Origin of the sequence: Ensifer oleiphilus (assembly GCF_013371465.1) — a bacterium.
GTDB classification, from domain to species: domain Bacteria; phylum Pseudomonadota; class Alphaproteobacteria; order Rhizobiales; family Rhizobiaceae; genus Ensifer; species Ensifer oleiphilus.
In genome coordinates this window covers 124895-145670 of sequence record NZ_JABWDU010000002.1, presented here as the reverse complement: position 1 = coordinate 145670, position 20776 = coordinate 124895, and the positions used below count along the sequence as shown (strand labels likewise).

Genomic DNA, 20776 nt, shown 5'->3' with positions numbered 1-20776 from the left:
AATTGTCCCCCGAGGGCACCACTCGCAACGCTTATCCACCGGAACGGTTGCCATTTTCGTACGCAGGCCCGTTCCTAACCGTATCGTAGTGACACATTAGCCGGGTTCTTACAATTAAGAGCACTCCGGCTTCATTAAAATCCTAATGAATTCTTAATGCGATAGAGGGGGTTAGGGCGGAAAAGACAAGGAAAACAGCAGGTTTAACGGTCGTTAACCATTTTCCCAGTTTCCTGCCTATATTGCGCCCCGTTTTAAGCCGATAGCAGCGCCCGCCCATGGAGGATGATACCTGCAGAAACCGCAGCGACCGTCCTGTGACGGCGCCCGGTGAACAGGCGCGGTCCGGCATGGCGCCCGTGCCGCCCATTGCAGTCACAGCGCAAACGATGCGCGACGGCAGGGTGGCAGCGGACAAGGACAACACTATACAAACAATAGGGAAATCGGCTGATGGCGGCCCTCAGAATTGCCTTTGAAGCACCCGATACTCCGGGTAGCTCTTCTTCCTCCGGCAGGAAGCCCATCGACTTTGTCCATCTGACTGCGCAGACGATGGGCGACAAGGCGCTTGAAATAGAAGTGCTGCAATTGTTCGCGCGTCAGGCGCGCAAGGTGATGAAGGAAATCACCGAAGGCGAGCGAAATGGACGCGCGCAGGCAGCGCACCAACTGAAGGGGGCAGCCCTTGCCGTCGGCGCCGTCGACGTCGCGGCCGCAGCGGGCGCAATCGAGCAGCGTCCGACCGATCCGACTTTGCCCGACGTGCTGGCAACGAGCGTGCTCGAGGCCGAGCTGTTCATCCTCAAACTCTGCCGCTGATCGCAGCCGGCGACTGCGTGTCCCCTTAGACCGAAATCGATTTAGGGATGAAATCATGCAGCAACTCAAGGTGTTACCGCGACCGTCGCGCGTCCAGATGGACGCGCGACGCTTTAGCAAGGCGCATCGCCGCCCGCGCTGAAACGCCGCGTCCGCGATGCGCTCACCGGCTGTTGTTGACTGAATGGCCGAATTGTTGGAAGAACTTTCCCTAAATTTGCGACTGCCGCTCTGCGCGGCTTTGCGCTATCGGCCAGTCCCATCAGCTTATTCCGGAAAGTGACATGACAAAACTTACGATCGTTGCCTTTGATGGCACGCGCCACGAACTCGATGTCGAGAACGGCTCGACCGTCATGGAGAACGCCGTTCGCAATTCGGTTCCGGGTGTTGAAGCCGAGTGCGGCGGGGCCTGCGCCTGCGCCACCTGTCATGTCTATGTCGACGATGCCTGGACGGCGGTCGTCGGCGCGCCGGAAGCGATGGAAGAGGACATGCTGGATTTCGCCTACGACGTGCGCCCAACCTCGCGGCTTTCCTGTCAGATCAAGGTCAGCGATGCGCTGGATGGGCTCGTCGTGCACGTGCCCGAACGCCAGGCCTGACCGCCTGCCGTCGGCGACGCCGCCGCTTTTCGATCCATCGATGCCATGATTGCCAAAAAAGCGCCTCGCTGGTCGTGTGACGAGCGAGGCTAGGAGGGCGCATCGCACACAGATGAGGGAGGGAACATCTGCTGCATCAAGACACGCCAGGAGAACCTGTATTGCTGCGGCGTCGGGTTTTGCATTTCGACAAATAGACCGATGCTGCCGACTTCAAGTAACGACCGTATTTATACATCCTGCGAGGCCGTCATGGCCCGCGAAATCGCTTCCGACAACGGAGGGTTGGATTTCATCTCGCCCTCACGTTTCATGTTTTGAATATAAGCGAGTCGTTCCGCTGCAGCTATCGCTAGATTTCACCAATAAAATACTGTGGGTGTGCACGCGCTAGGCAGGTAGCAGTCAAGTATATTCCCGCTATGCTTAGGCGGCCATGTGGACTGAACGCCGCCCTGTCTATCTTTGTGTTTTTTGCAGTGTTTGCAGCCGGTACTGCAGCAGCCGGATCATGCGCTTGTCGAAATTGGCCGCCTCCGTCCGGTCGAACCGGGCCTGGTCCTTGTCGTGCGCGGCGATGGCGTCGGCGCTGGCGCGCGTGACGCTTTCCTGCATTTTTTCGCAGTCCGCCTGCGGCCTGAGCGCCAGGAACATCTTCTCCATCTTGCGGGCATGGTTGCGCGCGATCTCGGCGTGACGTTCCTCGTGCCGCTTGATGTCGCTCGACAACGTATCCCAAACCAGAGCGAGGTCGCGGCTCGCCTGCTTGCGATACGTCCAGCGTGGCAGAATGATGCGCGTGCTGAGTGTCACGAGGGCAACGCCGACCGCGCAGCGTCCGCCGCGATTGACGTAGGTGATGGTTCCGCCAAACTTGATGCGCGTTGCGCCCGGATGGCGTGCGCCGGTCGACTTCATCATCGGCCCAGCCTTGGACAGAGCCTTGTCGAGATCCGCCGCCGTACGACCGCCGATCGAGAAATAGGAAAAGCTCTTGCTCATCACCGTCTCGCCGGACGCAGAGCCCAAGGGCATGGCAACCAGAAGGGCAAGAAGGGCAGCTTTGAGCGGGACGCGTACTCGAGACATCAATGCGTAGTTCTCTTTAGTTGAACTTCAATCAAGCTTGGGGCATAGCCAACGCGGGTGCAACAGCAAATCGAAATGGTTGGTTGCTGCGCATCGTGAGGTGAAATGACTTACAATCCATTTCGAAATTTTCACTGGACGCTGGCGCATGGACGTAGCGTCGAACTGGGGCCGCGTGGCGTTTTGATGGCGATCATCAATGTTACCCCGGATTCTTTCTCCGATGGCGGTCGTTTCTGCGATACGGCTGCTGCGGTCGCGCAGGGCAGGCGCTGTCTCAGCGACGGCGCCTTGATCCTCGATGTCGGCGGTGAATCGACCAGACCGGATGCGGCGCCGGTGAGTGCCGAGGAGGAACAGAGCCGCATCCTGCCGGTCATCGCGGCGCTTGCGCGCGAGACCGATGCGCTCATTTCGGTGGATACCTACAGAGCGGAGACCGCACGCCTTGCCGTTGAGGCTGGTGCCCATATCGTCAACGATGTGCACGGCCTTCAGCGCGAACCCGATATCGCACAAGTCGCGGCGCAGACCGGAGCCGGGCTCTGCATCATGCACACAGGCCGTGACCGCGAAAAGCTTGCCGATGTGATCGAGGACCAGTTCCACTTTCTCGCACGCTCGCTGCAGATCGCGACGCAAGCCGGTATCGATCGCGAACGGATCGTGCTCGATCCAGGCTTCGGCTTTGCCAAGGATACGGAAGAGAATCTGGAGCTGATGGCGCGTTTTGCCGAACTGCACCGGTTTGAACTGCCGTTTCTGGCCGGCACGTCGCGCAAGCGTTTCCTCGGCGCCGTCACCGGACGGGAGCCGGCTGATCGCGACGCCGCCACCGCCGCGACGACGGCGCTCTTGCGGATGGCGGGCGTCGCCATTTTCCGCGTACACGATGTCGCAAACAGCAGGGATGCGCTGATGATGGCGGATGCTATGCTGGGTGCAAAGAAGAGCTGACGGGACGAAGAACCATGAGCGCGACCTATACGATCACCCTGAAAAACTGTGCCTTCTTTGCGCGCCATGGCGTTCTCGACGAGGAGGAGTTCCTCGGACAGCGGTTCTTCGTCGATGCGGAGCTTGAAGTGGAGCAGGGCACGGCGCTGGTCGACGATTCGATCGACGACACCGTGCATTACGGCATCGCCTTTACCGAGATCGAGCGCATCGTTACCGGCCGTCGGCGCTACCTGATCGAGGCACTGGCGCTTGAGGTCGCCAAGACACTCTGTGTGCGCTTCCCGCAGATCCGGCGGGCCAAGGTCTCCGTTCGCAAGCCGAACGCGCCGGTACCCGGCGTGCTCGACTATGTCGAGGTGACTGTCGAGCATGTCGCCTGACATGAGCGGATCGATTGCGACACTGGGGCTCGGCGGCAATCTCGGCGAGCCGCGAAGGGCGATGGCCGATGCCCTGCAGATGCTTGACGCAAGGCCGGATTGCACGATTCGGGCCGTTTCGCGGCTGTTTCGCACACCCCCCTGGGGCAAGACCGATCAGGCATGGTTCTTCAACGCCTGCGCTGAAGTCGGAACGACGCTTGGTCCGGAAGCGTTGCTCGAAGCCTGCCTCGACATCGAGCGTCAGATGAAGCGGGTACGCGACGAACGCTGGGGTCCGCGGACAATCGACATCGATGTCCTGACCTTTGACAACCTGTCCCTGTCCGAGAGCAGGCTGGAACTGCCGCATCCGCGCATGACGGTGCGCGGCTTCGTGCTGATGCCCCTTGCGGACTTCGCTTCCAGCATGAGCGTGAACGGACGGCGAGTGAAAGAGTGGCTGGCGGATGCCGACGTCACTGGCATAGAGGTGGCGAACGACGATAGGCATTGGTGGCGGGCAAAGACTTGAGACCGCGCAGGATAAACAAGAAAAGCCCCGACGTTCGGCCAGGGCTTTTGTCGTTGATCTGAAGTACCGTCTACTTGATCGAACCGACGGCGATGTCGTCGACTTGGCGGTTGAGGCTGACGCCGATCACCGGCACCATCGTGTTCTCAACCTTGACCGAGATCGTGATGTTCATCGTCTTGTCGTTCTGAAGCCGGGCGATCATCGCGCCGTTCAGCTTCTTGCGGTTGATGCCGACAACGACTTTGTCCTTGGCGACATTGCCGGACACAATGTCGAGGCCCTTACCATCGGCACCATCGAGGAATTTGCCGGTGTAGCTGTTGCCTTTTTGGGTGATCAAGGCGGACATGGGCTGCTTGAACACGCCGACCCGGCAGAAGCCATCGAGCTTGATGCCCGCGTCATTGCCAGTGGCCGGCTCACCGGCGAGGTCGCAGGTGAACTTGGTGCCCTTGTATTTGCCGGCGACGATCTCGCCGGGGCCGGTCCATTGACCGGAGACTTTCTCGAAGAAAGCCTTGTCCTTGCCGCCCGATAGGGCTGGCGTCGCAACGCCGACGGTTGCTGCAAGCGCGAAGGCGGCAGCGCCGCGAGCGATCAAAGAAGGGCGCGAGAACATAAACGATCCTTGATGGGTCAACGTCCGAAACTAGAAGCCACATTTGCGCGCAAATGGTTAATGGACGGTTTCTTTCCGGCTGATATCAAGGCTTCTTTGTGTCGATGATACCGCTTCGGTCGTTGCAGAGCACATGGCCACAAGGCAGTCACGGCGTGCTCACGGTCATGTGAATCTGTGGCGGCCAGGTGTGCCGGCGTTCCGCGTTCCAAGGTGCCCGATGAGCCCAGGATCAAGCCTGATGGACGCTATGCGTCTTCCTTTGTTTCGCTCGCATGAATCGCGCGCCTTCGGTTGTCGAGCGGCGTTCGGCTAGAAGATGGAAAAGTATCTCAGCGCTATCGAGGTTGTTTCGGATCCGTCGGCATCCGGGCCAGTCAGGTCACGTCATTCGTGCCAGATGCGCGGCCTCCACCGGGCGTAAGGTCAGAGAGAAAATCACCAATGCCGGGACGCTTCAGCGCGCGAAACGGCATTGGCCGGCAGAGATCCATCGCAGCGATGCCGATGCGGGCGGTCATCAGCCCGTTGATCACGCCTTCGCCAAGGCGAGCCGAGAGTTTTGAGGCAAGGCCGTGGCCGAGCACCTGCTGGATCAGGCTGTCGCCTGCGGCAATCGAACCGGTCACGGCGAGGTGGGCAACGACGTCGCGCATCAGCCTGATCATGCCGAGAGTGCCGGGGCGACCACCATATAGCTCCGCCATGGCACGGATCATCCGGGCGGATTCATAGAGCACATAGCCGAGATCGACCAGCGCACGCGGGCTGACGGCGGTGACGATCGATACGCGCTTGGAGGCGGCAAGGATGATGCGGCGCGCCTCGCGATCGAGCGGCGTCAGCAATTCGCGCTCCGTCAGGTCGATCAGATGCGGGCCGTCGATAATCTCGCCTTCGGTTTCCTTGAGGCGTGTCCGTCCCCGCGCGGTGCGCGGATTGGCGGCGAGAAGATGAACGAGTTTTTCAGAGGCCGAACGCGCCAGTTTGGCGTTGCCGGAGGCGGCGGCACTTTCGGTCTGCGTTTTCAGGGCTTGGACGGCAGTCAGTTGCATCATGCCGGAAAGTTCGCGGGCAACGACCACCAGCAGTGCCAGGAGCCCGATGGCGACGACGCCGATGGCTGCATAGCCGAGCCAGTCGGCGCGGGAGAACAGGTCGCGGATAAGGCGATCGACCCACAAGCCCGCTGCAAGCGACAGAAGAACACCGAAGGCGCCCATGGCGACCCTGCCGACGGACAGGCGGCGCTTCCGAGGGCTTGCCTCGGGCAGAGCGAGGGTCTCTACGGCAAGTGTTGTTTCGCGGAAAGGGTCTTCCGCATCGGGCGTCAGGACCACCTTATCGTCGAAACTTGCGGGTGCACGGCGGGGTCGGGCGCTTTCGGCCAGCTTCGGCTCCGGGTCGGGGTTCACGGAAAACGCACCGGGCTTTCGGCCTCGGCTATTGAAATCGTCGCTCATGCCAGCCGGTCTCCGAACAGGAACTGCATCGCCCGATCGAGCCGTATATGGGGTACCGACAGTTTCAATCCACCACCGGTCTCTTCCAGATGCGGCGGCCGGAAGCGTACGAAACTGAGCTCCGGCAGCGGATGTGCATCACCGAAGGTCGTTGCCGATGCGTCGGCATCCAGCGCCCTAAAAAGAACTTCAGGATCATCCGGTAAGTCTCCGGGAAATATCGCTGTTTTCCGTTCTCCGTCAAAGGTGTCGCCGTTGATCTTCTCGCCGGCGATCGGTGTGCCGACGATAACGGGAAGTGTATGCCCGCCATGGTCGACCGTTGCCTCGCGCGTTGCCCGAACCGAGGCGATCGCCATGACTTCGAGCCCCGCACCGCTCATGCCGATGCTGGCGGCCGCCCGGCTGACCAGACGCGCCGTGATGCGTTCCAGACGGTCGTGGCTCTCGTGGTGCAGATGATCCGCCTTCGTCGCGGCGATCAGCACCTTGTCGATCTTTCTCGTCAGGAACGACGAGAGCCAGCTGTTGGTGCCCGGGCGGAAGCAGGCCAGCACGTCGGCCAGCGCCTGCTCCAGATCCAGCAGCGCTTCCGGTCCGCCGTTGATCGCCTGCAGCGCGTCCACGAGCACGATCTGTCGGTCGAGCCGGGCAAAATGCTCGCGAAAGAACGGGCTGACGACGTGTTTCTTGTAGGCCTCGTAGCGGCGCTCCATCATCGCCCAGAGTGAGCCTTTGGGCGCGCGGCCTTCGGGCAGGTCCGGAAGCGGCGAGAAGGTGAGGGCAGGTGAGCCCTCGAGATCACCCGGCATCAGGAAACGACCAGGTGGCAGCGTCGAGGGCGAACTCGCATCCGCCTTGCAGGCCTTGAGGTAGGCTGTGAAACTTTCGGCAAGCCGGCGCGCGCTGCTTTCATCCGCAATCGCCGTCGGCCCCGCCGACTGGGCAAGCGTCAGCCAATCCGCCGACAGCTTGGCGCGGCCGTGCGCCCGGGCGCGCGCCACCGAATTGTCGCTGAACGCTTTGAAGTCCTGCGCGAGCAGCGGCAGGTCCAGCAGCCATTCGCCGGGGTAGTCGACGATATCGAGCGACAGGCGTCCGGCTGAAAACAGCCTGTTCCAGCCGCTGGCGCTCTCGAAGTCGAGAGTGATGCGAAGCTGGGAGATCGCCCGTGTCGAATCCGGCCAGATGCGGTCGCGCACCAGAGCGGCAATATGATCCTCGTATTGAAAGCGTGGCACGGCGTCATCGGGCTGTGGCTCAAGCCTGATCTTAGAAACGCGGCCGGAGCGCACGGCTTCGAACACCGGCAGGCGCCCACCATTGAGGAGGTTGTGCACCAGAGACGAGATGAAAACGGTCTTGCCGGCCCGCGAAAGCCCGGTGACCCCCAACCGGATCGAGGGATTGACGAGACCCGATGCACGATCGGTGAGATTGTCAAATGCAATCAGGGCGTCGTCTTTGAAGCTGGTCAGATTTGGCGCCAAGTCGTGCTATCCCTCGCGGACCTTGCCGCTTTCGTTCATGCGAATGCCTGGAGCCGAGACGTGTGACGGGCCCTTGTTGCCTTGGCGATATAGGAAATATTTCCCGCACCGCAACAACGGCATGTCATTTCGGTTCCCTGGTCGGCAGCATCAGCGATACCAGTGTCGCCGTAACCGTACCGCCAGACCCTGCCTGCACGTCCAGGATCGCGAGAGCTGCGGGCGGGTAACCATGCGGAAGCGCCGCGGTCGCCGCCTCGCTGCCGGCAAGACGGTGGAACAGTTCGTCGATCATCGGATTGTGCCCAACGATCATCAGCGAACTCAGGTGTCTGTTTGCGTCGATGATGTCGGTGTAGATGCTTGCCGGACCGCTATAGAGCTCATCCACATAGCGGATGGCGCTGTCTTCACCGACAGCGCGGAAGAAAGGTTCGGCGGTCTGGCGACAGCGCACCGCCGTCGAGCACAGGATCAGGTCCGGCCGGATGCCGCGATCGGCAGCCATCTCCGCGATCAGTTCCGCCTCGGCAAATCCGACGTCGTCCAGCGCACGATCGAAATCGCGTTGCCCCGGCAGAGCCCAACCCGAGCGGGCATGACGCAGAAGGAGGAGACGGAAGGGCCTGGCGGCACTGTCTTGCATGCGTGAATTCCGGTGGCTGCCGGTCGCGGGGCGCGAACGGATCGTGTATCGCCGGAACAGGTCTTGCGCGTGTGCCGGCGGATCACCACCTTTTCCCGTCGATGATGCAAAGATCAAGCTGCGAGGCGCTTTTTTCAGGGGATTGCCCTTTTGCCGCAAACACCGGCAAAACCGGATCGAGGACGGCGTCGCCCAAGCCGAAGGACATCCAAGTTACAACCGGTCTTCTTGAGGGTGGGTAGGTGATTATCTCTACGATTAAGATCTCATCTGTAATTTTGATGAAATATTCGCCAGTTAGCCTGAATTGCAAGCATCGTTAAAATACGGTTGAGTGTTTAATCCGAGGCTTGAATCGCGGCTTCCATGGGGCTATACACCGCCGCAATGAGATGTTCTTCAGGAGAATCGCGTTGAGTGAGAAGATCGATCTTAGTACCTTTGTTCTCTCCGAGGACGAGGAATTCATGAATGCCACCCACCGGGCCTATTTCCGGGCCAAGCTAAATGCTTGGAGAAACGACATCCTTCGCGAGGCACGCGAGACACTGGATCACTTGGCCGAGGAGAGCGCCAATCATCCCGATCTCGCCGACAGAGCCTCTTCCGAAACAGACCGGGCAATTGAACTGAGAGCCCGTGACCGTCAGCGGAAGTTGATCTCGAAAATCGATGCGGCATTGCAGCGGCTCGATGAAGGGACCTACGGTTATTGCGAAGAAACGGGAGAACCGATCGGCTTGAAGCGTCTGGACGCCCGCCCGATTGCAACGCTCTCGATCGAGGCGCAGGAGCGCCACGAGCGTCGGGAAAAGGTCTATAGGGACGAATAAGGTCCGGTTTTCGGGTCAGTCATCAGAAAAAGAAGAAGGCGCGGTTTGACCGCGCCTTCTTCTTTTGTGCTCCTATTCGAACCGAGCGACGCAACAACCTGCGTTAGGGCTTACGCCCGGCGGAGATGTCGGCCAGCATGCGATTCATCTCTTCCTCGATCGTCGGCTCCTTGCGGGCGTCGTCGAGCGGTGCGCCGAGCAGCGGTTCCTGGCGTGCGGTGGTGGCGGCCACGGCGGCGCGGCTTTCCGGACGCGCAGCCGCAGAAGACGGCGTCAGCCGTTGCAGGTCTCCGCTGATTTCCGCATCGAGAATGCGTTCAAAATCCGAAAGCGCACCTTCAGTAACGGGGGTGGGCTGCGCGACCGGTGTAGGACGCCGTTCCTGAATCGGCGGTTGAGGCTGCAGCACCCGGCTGCGGGCGGCGTCGAAGATGCCTTCGACCTTATCGGCCGTGTTCAGCTGCGCCCCGTTCGTGTTCACCTGGGGAACGATTTCTGGGGGAATGATTTCTGGCGCCGGCGGTGCGACCCGTGCGACCGGGCGCGGCTCGACGGCCATCGCCGGGACCGGGCGCTGCTCGGCGACAGCGCGAACTGCCGGGGCCGGCTCACTGCGCGCTACGGGCTGCTCCTGAGGCATCGCCACCGGGCGGACCGGCATTGCGACGGCCGCCTCTGTCTGTGCGGCGGCAGGGCGCAACTGCGCCTGCGCCGCGGTCTTCGTCTCTGTTCCGATGGCAACCGTCGGTTCGATCGGCTTGCGCTCGATGACAGCGGGACCGTCATTTGCGGAAGCACTCTCGTCGATCGGCGCAATCCGGCTTTCGATGACGATATCCGTCGGTCCGCCGATCATGATCAGATGCTCGACGTCGTCCCGACGCACGAGCACCAGGCGACGGCGTGTGTCGACCGCCGCCGCATCGAGCACCGCAAGGCGGGGTTGCCTGTTCTTGCCGCCGCGGATGAAGGGCGAAGACGGCCTGTTGCGCATGATATAGAGCACGGCCACGAGGCACAGAAGCCCGATCGCAACGGCGCCGGCGGCGATAATGAATCGGCTACCGTTGTCTCCGACGATCGTTTCCATCATAGGCTGAACTCCTTTAGCCTTTCGAGTGGCAGTATTTGACGGCTTTTTTCGGGCTTGGACAAGGACTTCGCCGACATTCCCTGTGAATTGAGGGCCGCGCTTCCGCACAGGTGCTTTTTGCTGTTATCTCTGACCGTTAAAGATGATTCCTATCCGAATGATCGAGGGCGTGTCGGTATTGGCCGAATTCACCTGGCGGATTGCGCGGATGCCGGCCGGAGCGCCGGACCGTACCAGCTTTGCGCCGGGCGGTATTGGCGGCAGATGAGGACCCGATGACGAAATTGCGGCAGTCAGGTGACTACCAGATGCCGGTTGTTGACCGTGGTGTCAGGCCAGGAACCGTGATGCGGATCGTCCTGCTTGCGATCGTTCTGACCGTGTCTGCGATCGCCTTCGTGATCTTCAAGAACGAACTCGACAACGAGATCGTGCTGGGAATCCTCGGCGTTCTCGCCATGGTCGGGATCTTCTTCCTAGTCTCCTCGGTCATCGGCTTCATCGAGGTGATGCCGCAATCGCGGCCGGATGAATTGGCGCGCGCCTTTCTCGACGGCCATGAGGACGGCACGATCGTCACGGACCGCAAGGGTCGCATCATCTATGCCAACGCTGCCTACGGCGCACTGACTGGCGCGAAGAACGCTGCTGGCATCCAGTCGCTTGAAACGATCCTGTCGCGAAACCGCGAGGCGACCGAAGCGATCTACCGCCTCACCAACGGCCTGCACGAAGGCAAACAGGGACACGAAGAGTTTCGCCTGCTGAAGCCGCTGGCGACCGGCGCCGCCACCAGCGGCTCCGGTGCCCACTGGTTCCGTCTGAAAGCGCGCGTGCTGCCGCTCGAAGACAGCGACCGCAATCCGCTCTATCTCTGGCAGATCGCCGATATCACCACCGAACGCGACGACCAGGAGCGGTTCTTCAAGGAATTGCAGAACGCCATCGACTATCTCGACCATGCGCCGGCCGGCTTCTTCTCCGCCGGTCGCAAGGGCGAGATCTTCTATATCAACGCCACGCTGGCGGATTGGCTGGGCATCGATCTGACGAAATTCCAGCCGGGCTCGATGAGCATCGGCGATCTCGTTGCCGGCGAAGGGCTGACGCTGGTGCAGTCGGTGCAGGCGGAGCCGGGCCTGAAGAAGACCAAGGTGCTGGACCTCGATCTGCGCAAGTCCAACGGCCAGAGCCTGCCGGTGCGCATGGTGCACCGGGTATCGTCGGCACGCGACGGTGCGCCGGGCGAAAGCCGTACGATCGTCATGTCGCGCGACGGCGGCGAAGACGAGGACCAGTCGGCTTCGAGCGCTGCGATGCGCTTTACCCGCTTCTTCAATAACACGCCGATGGCCATCGCGTCCGTGGACGGTAACGGTCGCATCCTTCGCACCAACGCACCGTTCCTCAAGCTGTTCTCGGGCCTTGTCTCCCAGGACGATGTCGAGCGCGGCGCGCTGATAGAAACCGTCGTGCACCCGACGGAAAAGGGGCGCCTGCACGAGGCGCTTGCGGCCGCCAAGGACCGCCAGGGCGACATCGCACCGATCGACGCCTTGCACCCGGCCGATGGCGAACGCCATTTCCGCTTCTATATCAACGCCGTCATCGACCAGACCGATCAGGCTCCGGAAGAAGCGGCGATCATCTATGCGCTTGAGATCACCGAGCAGAAGGCGCTCGAAAACCAGATGGCGCAGACGCAGAAGATGAACGCGGTCGGCACACTTGCCGGCGGTATCGCGCACGACTTCAACAACGTACTGACGGCGATCCTGCTTTCGTCCGACCACCTGCTTCTGTCGGCCCGTCCGGCGGATGCAAGCTTCGCCGACCTGATGGAGATCAAGCGCAACGCCAACCGGGCGGCCGTCCTCGTCCGGCAGTTGCTCGCCTTCTCGCGCAAGCAGACCATGCGGCCGACAGTCTTGAGCATGACCGATGTCATCGGCGATCTGCGCATGCTCGTCGATCGCATGACAGGAACCAACGTCAAGGTCGAAGTCGACTATGGGCGCGATCTCTGGCCGGTCCGCACGGATCTCGGCCAGTTCGAGCAGGTGCTGCTCAACCTTGCCGTCAACGCGCGCGATGCGATGCCGACGGGCGGCATCATCACGCTTCGCACCCGTAATCTGCCGTCGACGGAGATCGCGGCTCTCGGCCGGCGGGAATTGCCGGAAGAGGATTTCGTCATGGTGGAGGTTTCCGACCAGGGAACCGGTATTCCGCCAGAAATTCTCGACAAGATCTTCGAGCCTTTCTTCACCACCAAGGAAGTTGGCAAGGGCACGGGCCTGGGGCTTTCGATGGTCTATGGCATCGTCAAGCAATCCGGAGGCTACATCTATCCGGAATCCGAAGTCGGCAAGGGAACCACATTCCGTATCTTGTTGCCGCGCCATATCGACATTCCTGAAGTCGGGGGCGAACAGGCGGCTGGATCTTCGGCCGGAACTGTGGCGCTGCCCCCGGTCGAAGCCGTCGCAAAGCCGGTCGCCAAGACCGAGGAACCGACGGATCTCACCGGCGATTCGGCCGTCGTCTTGCTTGTCGAGGACGAAGAAGCGGTCCGCCGCGGCGGCAAGCGCATGCTCGAGACCCGCGGTTATACCGTCCATGAGGCCGGCTCCGGCGTCGAAGCGCTCGACATCATGGACGAGCTCGATGGCGCCGTCGACATCGTCGTTTCGGATGTGGTCATGCCGGAAATGGATGGGCCGACGCTCTTGACGGAACTGCGCAAGAAGTACCCGGACCTGAAGTTCATCTTCGTTTCGGGCTACGCGGAAGACGCTTTCGCCCGCAACCTTCCCGCTGATGCCAAGTTCGGCTTCCTGCCGAAGCCGTTCTCGCTCAAGCAACTGGCGGTGGCCGTGCGTGAGATGCTTGATTCCTGAGGGACGCGTTAAAGCTTAGCGCAGCAAAAAGCCCGACGCTTGCGCGCCGGGCTTTCTTTTTGCCTGTAATTGTCTGCCGCTCTTACTTCGCGGTGAGCGCCACAGCGATTTCACCGGCGAGGCGGGCATTGTTCTCCACCAGCGCGATGTTGGTTTCGAGGCTACGGCCTTCGGTCAGGTGGAAAAGATTGTCGAGCAGGTAGGGTGTGACCGCCTTGCCGGTGACGTCGTCGCGTTCGGCGTTGTCGATCGCACGGGCGATGTAGATTTCCATCTCTTCGCGCGGGATTTCGCTTTCGGCGGGAACCGGGTTGGCAATCAGCATGCCGCCATCGACACCGAGTTGCTCGCGCATGCTCTGGAAGTTGGCGATTGCCGCCGGGCTGTTGAGCATCAGCGGGCTCTTGAGGCCGGAATCGCGCGACCAGAAGGCCGGGAAGACGTCGCTGTCATAGGTAACGACAGGCACGCCGCGGGTTTCGAGCACTTCGAGCGTCTTTGGAATGTCGAGAATGGCCTTGGCGCCGGCGCAAACGACGATGACGGCCGTGCGGGCCAGTTCTTCGAGGTCGGCGGAGATGTCGAAGGTCAGCTCGGCACCCCGGTGCACGCCGCCAATGCCGCCGGTCGCAAAGACGCGGATGCCGGCGCGGGCAGCGGCGATCATGGTGGCGGCAACGGTGGTCGCGCCGGTGCGGCGCTCGGCAATCGCAAAGGCCAGATCGGCCCGCGAGACCTTCATCGCGCCTTCCGTCTTCGCCAGCTCTTCAAGCTTGGCATCATCAAGGCCGATATGGAGCACGCCGTGAATGACGGCGATCGTCGCCGGAACCGCACCCTGGTCGCGAATGATTGCTTCGACGCTGCGGGCCATGTTCAGGTTGCCCGGGTACGGCATGCCATGGGTGATGATGGTCGATTCCAGCGCCACGATCGGCGCGCCACGCGCCTTGGCGGCTGCAACCTCGTCGGAATATTCCATCGGCAGGAAGGGGGAAGCAGGTTTGGTCATGGTTTTTCCTTGGGAGTTCGGCTGGCGGTGTTCATGCCAGCATTTGAGGTGCCGGCACAAGGGCGAGCGCCTGTTCGAGATTGGCCTGCGACATTTGTTCCGAGGCGGCCAAGGGGGAGCGCAGTGTAATGCCGGCGGCTGCCATGCCGTACCTGAGGCATTCGGCGAGATCACGATCCGCAAGCTGGGCAGCCAGAAAACCGGATGCCATGGCATCGCCGGCGCCGGTAACATCGGCAAGTTTCGGCAGAGCCGGCGGCGTCGCGACGCAGACAGTTTCGCTATCGAAGGCGACGACAGCTCTTCCGCCACGCGTGACAATGCCGCCATTGAGACCGGCGGCGCGCAACAGCGGCGGCCAACCCTCGGCATCGTCGGAATCCTTGCCGGTAAGCGCACGGGCCTCGGCTTCATTCATGAAAAGAAAGCTGAGCCCGGCGAGGCTCGGCTGAAACCGGATCACCTTTGCCGGCGAAACGGCGATGCCGGCTACGATACGTCCGTTGGTGGACGCTGCCTCGACGAGAGCGGCAATGGTCTCTTCCGGCAGATTGGCATCGGTCAGCACGATCCGGCTTTCGGCAATAGCATCGCGCAAGGCGCGTCGCTGCAACTGGCGCGGCGAGAACATCCGGTAGAGATCCATGTCGGCAAGCGCGATTACCAGATTGCCGTCGTTCTCGATGATTGCCGTGTAGCTCGGCGTCTGGCGGTCGAGGAAGGTGAGGGGATTATCGATGACGCCGGCCACCGCTGCGGCTGCCGTGACCATCTCTCCGGCAGCGTCACCGCCGCGCGTGCTGATCATCCGGACGCTATGCCCCAGACGCGCCAGATTGCGTGCGGCGTTGAAGCCACCACCGCCGGCCTCCTCGAACCAGGTGCCCGGATTGCTCGAACCTGGCGCGGTCGTGCCGGTGATACGGCCGCGCCGGTCGATATGGGCGCCGCCGAAAACGGCAATTTCGCCTTCCGTCATGATTGTTCCTCTGCTGTCTCAAAGCCGAATCGGGTCGGGAACGTCCATTGTCTCAACGCGCACCAGGCGCTGCGGAAAAACTTACGCCGCTAAGCGTGAACATGAATCGAACGCAATCCGAATAATTCGTATTTTACAATGGTTTGTTCCTCTCTTGCAAAACTGGAACAAAACATGTACAAAAAGTCGTGCGGCGGCTTCATTGCCTCGGTAGCTTCAATAACCTAAAGGTGGACCAAATGGCACAAAACTCTTTGCGGCTCGTAGAGGACAAATCGGTGGATAAAAGCAAGGCACTTGAAGCGGCACTTTCCCAGATCGAACGGTCGTTCGGCAAGGGATCGATCATGAAGCTCGGTGGGAAGGACAGCATCATCGAGATCGAGACGGTTTCGACCGGCTCTCTCAGCCTGGACATCGCGCTCGGCATCGGCGGCCTGCCGAAGGGCCGCATCATCGAAATCTATGGCCCGGAAAGCTCGGGCAAGACGACGCTCGCACTGCAGACGATCGCCGAAGCACAGAAGAAGGGCGGCATCTGCGCCTTCGTCGACGCCGAACATGCACTCGACCCGGTTTATGCGCGCAAGCTGGGTGTCGACCTTGAAAACCTCCTGATCTCGCAGCCGGATACCGGCGAGCAAGCACTCGAAATCACCGACACGCTGGTGCGTTCCGGGGCGATCGACGTTCTCGTCATCGACTCCGTCGCAGCGCTCGTGCCACGCGCCGAAATCGAAGGCGAAATGGGTGACAGCCTGCCGGGCATGCAGGCGCGCCTGATGAGCCAGGCGCTGCGCAAGCTGACCGCTTCGATCTCGAAGTCGAACTGCATGGTGGTCTTCATCAACCAGATCCGCATGAAGATCGGCGTCATGTTCGGTTCGCCGGAAACGACGACCGGCGGTAACGCACTGAAGTTCTACGCCTCGGTCCGCCTCGACATCCGCCGCATCGGCTCCGTCAAGGAACGCGAAGAGGTGGTCGGCAACCAGACGCGCGTCAAGGTCGTCAAGAACAAGATGGCGCCTCCCTTCAAGCAGGTCGAATTCGACATCATGTATGGCGAAGGCGTCTCCAAGACCGGCGAACTCGTCGACCTCGGGGTCAAGGCCGGCATCGTCGAGAAGTCCGGCGCCTGGTTCTCCTATAACAGCCAGCGTCTCGGGCAGGGCCGCGAGAACGCAAAGTCGTTCCTCAGGGACAATCCGGATCTGTCGCGCGAGATCGAGACGGCTCTGCGCCAGAACGCCGGCCTGATCGCCGATCGGTTCCTGGAGAATGGCGGTCCGGAACCGGATGACGGCGACGACGCTGCCGAAGCGTAAATATCAAGCCAGCTTCAAGCTTTCAAAAACCGGTCGTCTTCATTGGCGACCGGTTTTTTGCTGCCGTCTGGACAGCATGAGACACGAACGATAAAAGCCTGTGGTTCCGGCGACCGAGGGCGTTGGAGGGCGTAGCCGTCGACGACGGCTGCGGGGTTGAAGGACAACGGCGAGTGGCGCGGCAAATGCCGGGGCTTGGGCCTGAATTGGTGCACAGATAGGACGCAAGATGAGCGGCGTGAATGAAATCCGGTCGACGTTTCTCGACTATTTCCGCAGGAATGGTCACGAGGTGGTGTCGTCGAGCCCATTGGTTCCGCGCAACGACCCGACACTGATGTTCACCAATGCCGGCATGGTGCAGTTCAAGAATGTCTTCACCGGCCTCGAGCAGCGTCCCTATTCGACGGCCGTGACAGCGCAGAAATGCGTACGCGCCGGCGGCAAGCACAACGACCTCGACAATGTCGGCTACACCGCGCGCCACCACACCTTCTTCGAGATGCTCGGCAACTTCTCCTTTGGCGATTACTTCAAGGAGAACGCCATCGAGCTTGCCTGGAACCTGATCACCAAGGAGTATGGCCTCGACGCCAAGCGCCTGCTGGTCACGGTCTATCACACCGACGACGAAGCGTTCGGTCTTTGGAAAAAGATCGCCGGCCTCACCGACGACCGCATCATCCGTATTCCGACCAGCGACAATTTCTGGGCCATGGGCGATACCGGCCCGTGCGGTCCGTGCTCGGAAATCTTCTACGATCATGGCGACCATATCTGGGGCGGACCTCCGGGCTCTGCCGATGAGGACGGCGACCGCTTCATCGAGATCTGGAACCTCGTCTTCATGCAATACGAGCAGATCACCAAGGAAGAGCGGGTCAACCTGCCGCGTCCGTCGATCGATACCGGCATGGGCCTCGAGCGCCTGGCGGCCGTGCTTCAGGGCCAGCACGACAACTATGACATCGACCTTTTCCGCGCGCTGATCGCAGCGTCCGAAGAAGCAACCGGCGTCAAGGCCGAAGGCGACCAGCGCGCCAGCCACCGCGTCATTGCCGACCATCTGCGCTCGTCCGCCTTCCTGATTGCAGACGGCGTGCTGCCGTCAAACGAAGGCCGCGGCTATGTCCTTCGCCGTATCATGCGCCGCGCCATGCGCCACGCTCAGCTGCTCGGCGCCCGCGATCCCCTGATGTGGAAGCTGCTGCCGGCGCTCGTCGGCCAGATGGGCCGTGCCTATCCGGAACTGATGCGCGCCGAAGCGTTGATCTCCGAGACGCTGAAGCTCGAGGAAACCCGCTTCCGCAAGACGCTGGAGCGCGGCCTGAACCTGCTCTCCGAAGCCTCTGCCGACCTTTCCGAAGGCGACCAGTTCAACGGCGAAACCGCCTTCAAGCTCTACGACACCTACGGCTTCCCGCTCGACCTGACCCAGGACGCCCTTCGCGCCAAGGGCATTTCCGTCGATACCGACGCTTTCACGACGGCCATGCAGCGCCAGAAGGCCGAGGCACGGGCGAGCTGGTCAGGATCTGGCGAGGCGGCAACGGAAACCATCTGGTTCGAGCTGCGCGAGAAGCATGGTTCGACCGAGTTCCTTGGCTATGACACGGAAGTCGCCGAAGGCGTGATCCAGGCGATCGTGCGCGATGGCGCTGTCGCTCCGTTGGCTGCCAAGGGGGAAACCGTCCAGATCGTCCTCAACCAGACGCCGTTCTACGGCGAATCGGGTGGCCAGATGGGCGACACCGGTACGATCACCACCGACGGCGGCAAGGTGGCGGTGACCGACACGCAGAAGCGCGGCGAGGGATTGTTCGTCCACTTCGGCACCGTTGCCGAAGGCACGATCAAGACAGGTGATGCGGCTCAGCTCGAAGTCGACCACGCCCGCCGCTCGCGCCTGCGCGCCAACCATTCGGCGACCCATCTCTTGCACGAAGCGCTGCGCGAAGTGCTCGGCACCCATGTGGCACAGAAGGGCTCGCTGGTCGCGCCTGAACGCCTGCGCTTCGACGTATCGCACCCGAAGCCGATGTCGGCCGAGGAACTGAAGATCGTCGAGGAGATGGCAAACGAGATCATCGTCCAGAACACGCCGGTCACCACCCGCCTAATGAGCGTCGACGATGCGATTGCCGAAGGCGCAATGGCGCTGTTCGGCGAAAAGTACGGCGACGAAGTGCGTGTCGTGTCCATGGGGCAGGGCATCCACGGCTCCAAGGCCAACCGTCCCTATTCCGTTGAACTCTGCGGCGGTACCCATGTTTCAGCGACCGGCGACATCGGTCTGGTGCGCGTCGTGTCCGAAAGTGCCGTCGGCGCCGGCGTGCGCCGCGTCGAGGCGCTGACGGGCGAAGCGGCCCGCGCCTATCTCAGCGAGCAGGACGAGCGGGTAAAGACGCTTGCCAACACGCTGAAGGTCCAGCCGGGCGACGTGCTCGGCCGCGTCGAGGCACTTCTCGACGAGCGCCGCAAGCTGGAGCGCGAACTGACCGAAGCCAAGAAGAAGCTGGCGCTCGGTGGCGGTGGCCAGGCGGGATCGAGCGATGCCGCGCGCGACATTGCCGGCATGCGCTTCCTCGGCAAGGTCGTTTCCGGTGTCGAGCCGAAGGATCTGAAGAGCCTGGCGGACGATGGCAAGAAGAGCCTCGGCTCCGGCGTCGTCGCCTTTGTCGGCGTTTCCGGTGACGGAAAGGCAAGTGCCGTCGTGGCTGTGACCGACGACCTGATCTCCAAGGTCAGCGCCGTCGATCTGGTGCGTGTCGCCTCCGCCGCTCTCGGCGGCAAGGGCGGCGGCGGTCGCGCCGATATGGCGCAGGCTGGCGGCCCTGACGGCGAGAAGGCAGCCGAAGCGATCGAGGCTGTTGCTGTGGCGCTGGCCGGCTAAGACCAGGCGCACACACAGGAATTTGAAAAAGGCGTCCGGTTCGGGCGCCTTTTTTGTGGCGGCGACTGGCCGTCGGTCCAACGGCATTCGCTCGCCGCAAAACTCCGCAGGATTTGTCAAACTCGGCTATGGTCTACCGATCCGTGAGCAAAACGCGAAAGGTTCGGCATGGACGAGCAGGCAAGCTGGGCGACCTATGAAAGACGTCTGCACAGGGTGAGCGACTATATTTACGGCCATCTCAATGAGGAGCTCGATCTAGATCGGCTCGCTGAGATCGCCTGCCTGTCGCCGCACCACTGGCACCGGATCTACCGGGCCGTTCACGGCGAGACACTGGCGGCAACGGTCAAGCGGCTACGGCTGCAGAAGGCCGCCGCCGATCTCGTACAAACCGATCTTCCTGTCGAAGCGATCGCGCAGCGCTCTGGCTACCCCAATATTCAATCCTTCAATCGCACCTTCAAGGCAGTCTACGGACTGCCGCCGGCGCGATACCGGAGGGAGGGCAGCCACAAAACCTTCGAAACCGCTTCATCGGAAGGAATTGCGGACATGTATGAAGTCACTCTCAAGGAAATCGACAGTTTTGGCGTCGTCGGCGTCGCCCACACCGGGTCCTACATGGGCATCGGCAAGGCGTTCGAGACCCTCTACGGCACGCTGTTTTCGCGCAACCTCTTCAGGCCCGACATGGAGATGATCGGCATCTACCTGGACGATCCGGAACTGGTGCCGACAGACAAGCTGCGGTCCTTTGCCTGCGTGTCTGCAAAGGGGGATTTGCCTGCCGAGGCACCGCTGACACCGCAGACGCTCGACGGCGGGCGTTACGCCGTCCTGCGTCACAAGGGGCCTTATGCGGACATGCCTCTGGCCTACCAATGGCTCTACGGCACGTGGCTGCCGCAGTCCGGCCGAGAGGTGCGCGACAGTCTCATGTTCGAGAAATATCTCAACAACCCGCGCGAAGTACCGCCGACCGAGCTTTTGAGCGAGATCTACCTGCCGCTGAAATGACCGCTGCCATGCTCCCGGTCTTCGTCAGGCGGCGGCATGGATGCTCGGGTCAAACCCGAGCATGACTGAGGCTACCCATTCCGGCCCCACAAATGCGGTCGCAAAAAGAAACCCGGCGCCAGGCCGG

18 protein-coding genes are annotated in these 20776 nt (G+C 61.7%); 10 read left to right on the top strand and 8 right to left on the bottom strand.

The features are described 5' to 3' along the window. The first annotated feature begins 453 nt into the window (after nt 1–453). Together HT585_RS07430 and HT585_RS07425 are read left to right on the top strand one after the other, a co-directional pair. Nucleotides 454–822 (top strand): Hpt domain-containing protein, encoded by a 369-nt coding sequence (locus HT585_RS07430; RefSeq protein WP_176352316.1) that lies wholly within the window; start codon nt 454–456, stop codon nt 820–822. A gap of 284 nt (nt 823–1106) precedes the next feature. Then, nucleotides 1107–1427, top strand: coding sequence for a 2Fe-2S iron-sulfur cluster-binding protein (locus HT585_RS07425; protein WP_025427192.1), 321 nt, complete (start codon nt 1107–1109; stop codon nt 1425–1427). A 459-nt stretch (nt 1428–1886) separates the two neighbouring features. Here the strand turns inward: HT585_RS07425 and HT585_RS07420 are convergent, their stop codons facing one another. Continuing rightward, nucleotides 1887–2516, bottom strand: coding sequence for a DUF922 domain-containing Zn-dependent protease (locus HT585_RS07420; protein ID WP_176352315.1), 630 nt, complete (start codon nt 2514–2516; stop codon nt 1887–1889). A gap of 105 nt (nt 2517–2621) precedes the next feature. Between HT585_RS07420 and folP the strand changes: the two genes are divergently transcribed. The 3 genes from folP to folK are packed head-to-tail and all read left to right on the top strand — an operon-like array spanning nt 2622 to nt 4370. Beyond that, entirely contained in the window at nt 2622–3473 is an 852-nt protein-coding gene (gene folP, locus HT585_RS07415; RefSeq protein ID WP_176352314.1) for a dihydropteroate synthase, read from the top strand. 14 nt (nt 3474–3487) lie between these two features. Then, complete coding sequence (folB, locus tag HT585_RS07410) at nt 3488–3856, top strand: dihydroneopterin aldolase (RefSeq protein ID WP_053247535.1); 369 nt, start codon at nt 3488–3490, stop codon at nt 3854–3856. Further along, nucleotides 3846–4370: a 2-amino-4-hydroxy-6-hydroxymethyldihydropteridine diphosphokinase gene (folK, locus tag HT585_RS07405; protein ID WP_176352313.1), complete on the top strand. Its 525-nt coding sequence runs from the start codon at nt 3846–3848 to the stop codon at nt 4368–4370. The genes folB and folK overlap by 11 nt, the downstream gene beginning before the upstream one ends. Before the next feature lie 70 nt (nt 4371–4440). Here folK and HT585_RS07400 read toward each other — a convergent pair whose 3' ends face one another. The 4 genes from HT585_RS07400 to HT585_RS07385 all read right to left on the bottom strand — a co-directional run bounded on the left by HT585_RS07400 (nt 4441) and on the right by HT585_RS07385 (nt 8591). Next, a complete protein-coding gene (locus HT585_RS07400; protein ID WP_176352312.1) occupies nt 4441–4992 on the bottom strand; it encodes a hypothetical protein in 552 nt (183 codons plus the stop codon). Nucleotides 4993–5369: 377 nt separating this feature from the next. Beyond that, the gene (locus HT585_RS07395; protein ID WP_176352311.1) at nt 5370–6455 is read right to left on the bottom strand and encodes a YcjF family protein; all 1086 of its coding nucleotides are present in this window, start codon (nt 6453–6455) and stop codon (nt 5370–5372) included. Further along, entirely contained in the window at nt 6452–7945 is a 1494-nt protein-coding gene (locus HT585_RS07390) for a YcjX family GTP-binding protein (RefSeq protein WP_176352310.1), read from the bottom strand. The genes HT585_RS07395 and HT585_RS07390 overlap by 4 nt, the downstream gene beginning before the upstream one ends. A gap of 124 nt (nt 7946–8069) precedes the next feature. Then, nucleotides 8070–8591 (bottom strand): SixA phosphatase family protein, encoded by a 522-nt coding sequence (locus HT585_RS07385; protein ID WP_176352309.1) that lies wholly within the window; start codon nt 8589–8591, stop codon nt 8070–8072. Nucleotides 8592–9004: 413 nt separating this feature from the next. Here HT585_RS07385 and dksA point away from each other — a divergent pair, with 413 nt between their 5' ends. Then, entirely contained in the window at nt 9005–9424 is a 420-nt protein-coding gene (gene dksA, locus HT585_RS07380; RefSeq protein WP_025427181.1) for an RNA polymerase-binding protein DksA, read from the top strand. Nucleotides 9425–9527: 103 nt separating this feature from the next. On the opposite strand, the gene HT585_RS07375 is transcribed toward dksA, so the two are convergent. Beyond that, on the bottom strand, nt 9528–10517 hold the full coding sequence (locus tag HT585_RS07375; RefSeq protein WP_176352308.1) for a flagellar biosynthetic protein FliO: 990 nt from the start codon (nt 10515–10517) through the stop codon (nt 9528–9530). Nucleotides 10518–10792: 275 nt separating this feature from the next. Between HT585_RS07375 and cckA the strand changes: the two genes are divergently transcribed. Beyond that, on the top strand, nt 10793–13417 hold the full coding sequence (gene cckA / locus HT585_RS07370; RefSeq protein WP_176352307.1) for a cell cycle histidine kinase CckA: 2625 nt from the start codon (nt 10793–10795) through the stop codon (nt 13415–13417). 82 nt (nt 13418–13499) lie between these two features. On the opposite strand, the gene HT585_RS07365 is transcribed toward cckA, so the two are convergent. Further along, on the bottom strand, nt 13500–14429 hold the full coding sequence (locus HT585_RS07365) for a pseudouridine-5'-phosphate glycosidase (protein ID WP_176352306.1): 930 nt from the start codon (nt 14427–14429) through the stop codon (nt 13500–13502). 31 nt (nt 14430–14460) lie between these two features. Then, nucleotides 14461–15408 (bottom strand): carbohydrate kinase family protein, encoded by a 948-nt coding sequence (locus HT585_RS07360; RefSeq protein ID WP_176352305.1) that lies wholly within the window; start codon nt 15406–15408, stop codon nt 14461–14463. 239 nt (nt 15409–15647) lie between these two features. Here HT585_RS07360 and recA point away from each other — a divergent pair, with 239 nt between their 5' ends. The 3 genes from recA to HT585_RS07345 all read left to right on the top strand — a co-directional run bounded on the left by recA (nt 15648) and on the right by HT585_RS07345 (nt 20649). Next, nucleotides 15648–16736: a recombinase RecA gene (gene recA / locus HT585_RS07355; RefSeq protein WP_077503639.1), complete on the top strand. Its 1089-nt coding sequence runs from the start codon at nt 15648–15650 to the stop codon at nt 16734–16736. A 229-nt stretch (nt 16737–16965) separates the two neighbouring features. Further along, nucleotides 16966–19629: an alanine--tRNA ligase gene (alaS, locus tag HT585_RS07350; protein ID WP_176352304.1), complete on the top strand. Its 2664-nt coding sequence runs from the start codon at nt 16966–16968 to the stop codon at nt 19627–19629. A gap of 168 nt (nt 19630–19797) precedes the next feature. Further along, on the top strand, nt 19798–20649 hold the full coding sequence (locus tag HT585_RS07345) for an AraC family transcriptional regulator (RefSeq protein ID WP_176352303.1): 852 nt from the start codon (nt 19798–19800) through the stop codon (nt 20647–20649). Nucleotides 20650–20776 lie beyond the last annotated feature (127 nt).